Origin of the sequence: Hansschlegelia beijingensis (assembly GCF_045505405.1) — a bacterium.
Classification (GTDB): Bacteria; Pseudomonadota; Alphaproteobacteria; order Rhizobiales; family Methylopilaceae; genus Methylopila; species Methylopila beijingensis_A.
Genome location: NZ_JBJKEX010000484.1, coordinates 1 through 1,759, shown reverse-complemented (window position 1 = coordinate 1,759; position 1,759 = coordinate 1). Strand labels below are relative to the sequence as shown.

Sequence of the window (1,759 nt, the reverse complement as noted above, 5' to 3'; positions counted from 1 at the left end):
GGCGCGTGTCAGGAGTGATCAGCGAGAGCGTCTCCTCGGCCGAGAAGGCGAAGCCGTTCTCCTCGCGGATCGGCACCGGAATCGGGTTCGCGCCGGTGTGCTCGATCATCGAGCGGTGACGTCGACCAGCGTCGGCCGGCCGGGCTCGTAGGAGAAGCACACCCCCTCGAAGGCGACATGGCCCGCGAGCCTGCCCGGATCGCGGGCGCCGGGGCGGTCCGCCACCTCCGGCCGCTCGTCCACCAGATCGAGCATCTCGCCGATGCGGGGCGCGTTCAGCAGCAGCATGTTGATCAGCGACACGGCGTCGCCGAGCCGCGCGATCACCAGGCCCGCGAGCGCCGCGAAGGTCACGATCTCGCCCACCGAGGCGAGCCCCTGGGCGTTCAGCGCCGCGCCGGCGAGCACGACGCCGAGCACCGTCATCGTCCCGGCCGCGGGGGTCGCGGCCGCCGCGTAGGCCCACCAGGACAGCACCGGCATCTGCACGTCGAGCAGCCGGCGCATCACGCCGTTGAGCCCCGCCATCTCGGCGTTCACCCGCGCGAAGCTCTGCACCACCGCGACCGAGCCAATCGCGTCGGCGGCGCGCTGCGCGAGGTCGGAGTGGTAGCTCTCGACGTTCTCCTGCCGGTTCTGCGTCAGCCGCAGCAGCAGCGTGATCGCGATCCCGAACACCACCGCGAGCGCGATCAGGATCGAGCCGAGCCACGGGTTCAGCGCGAGGCTCGCCGGCAGCAGCGCGATAAGTCCGACCAGGGTGGCGCAGCCGGAGCGGAAGAAGGACAGCCAGACGTCCGCGAGCGCGTTGGCGCCGGTGATGAGCGCCTTCACGATCCGCCCCGAATGGGTGCGGCGGTGGAAGCTGAGCGGCAGCGACAGGGCGTGCCCGAACACCTCCGTCATCACGGCGAGCCGCCGGCGGTGCGAGAGGCGGTCGGCGTGCAGCCCCACCAGCACGCGCCCGCCGATGGCGGCGAGCGCGAGCGCCGCCCAGAACGCGGCCGTCGTCCCGATCCCGTCGCCGCCCTTCGTCAGTTGGTCGATGATCCGTCCGAACAGCACCGGCTCGGCGAACGCCGCGACCGCAAGCGCGACATTGCCGACCGCGAGCCAGCCGGCGAGCCGCCGCTCGTCGCCGAGCAGGCCCCAGGTGCGCCGGTAGATCGTCAGGACGCTGCGCGTCCGCGCGGGCACGGATGAAGTCGGCGCCGGCATCGGGAGGCTCGCGGGGGTTCGGGGGAACCCCTTGTTTGCCCCACTGCGCGGCTTCGCGCCAGACCCCGTTCCGAGGCCTCCGCGCGCCGCCCGCCCGCCTTGGGGCGGCGCTGTTCGGCCGCATGGTTAACGGCTTGTTTACTATGGCGGTCAAAAGTGGCCGCAGGCGGTTCGGCGCGCCGCGTCGTCAACAGTTTCGCAAGGCTTCCGCGACGGCGGGGGCTCTCGGGGTGGGTCATATGAGCGTGAGCGATCCGAGAGGCCGCCGATCCGAGCGCATGGCGCCGGAGGAGGAAGCGCGGCCGCTCATCGAGCTCTCCGAGCGTCTCGCCCATGCGAGGCGGGCCGGCGACCCGGCCCCCGAGGAACTCGAACGGCTGGTGGGCATGCTCGCGCAGCGGGTCCCGGAGGCCGACGACCGCCTGACCAAGGCGCTGGAGGGCCTCGCCCGCTGGGCCGAGATACTCGTCGGGCGTGAGGATCGTGGCGCGGATCCAGGGCTCGGAGATCTCGTCGATCTTGACCACGTCCGGCATGTCGG

At 72.3% G+C, this 1,759-nt stretch carries 2 protein-coding genes and 1 pseudogene; 1 reads left to right on the top strand and 2 read right to left on the bottom strand.

Annotated elements, in window-relative coordinates; genetic code table 11:
* Together ACIKT0_RS17870 and ACIKT0_RS17865 are read right to left on the bottom strand one after the other, a co-directional pair.
* Positions 1-118 (bottom strand): annotated as a pseudogene (locus ACIKT0_RS17870) (pyridoxal phosphate-dependent aminotransferase); the annotation flags it as partial.
* A complete protein-coding gene (locus ACIKT0_RS17865; RefSeq protein WP_407106675.1) occupies positions 106-1,218 on the bottom strand; it encodes an ABC transporter transmembrane domain-containing protein in 1,113 nt (370 codons plus the stop codon). The gene ACIKT0_RS17865 and the pseudogene ACIKT0_RS17870, both read right to left, overlap by 13 nt.
* A 278-nt stretch (positions 1,219-1,496) precedes the next feature.
* Between ACIKT0_RS17865 and ACIKT0_RS17860 the strand changes: the two genes are divergently transcribed.
* A partial coding sequence (locus ACIKT0_RS17860; RefSeq protein WP_407106676.1) for a hypothetical protein occupies positions 1,497-1,759 on the top strand: 263 nt, incomplete at its 3' end.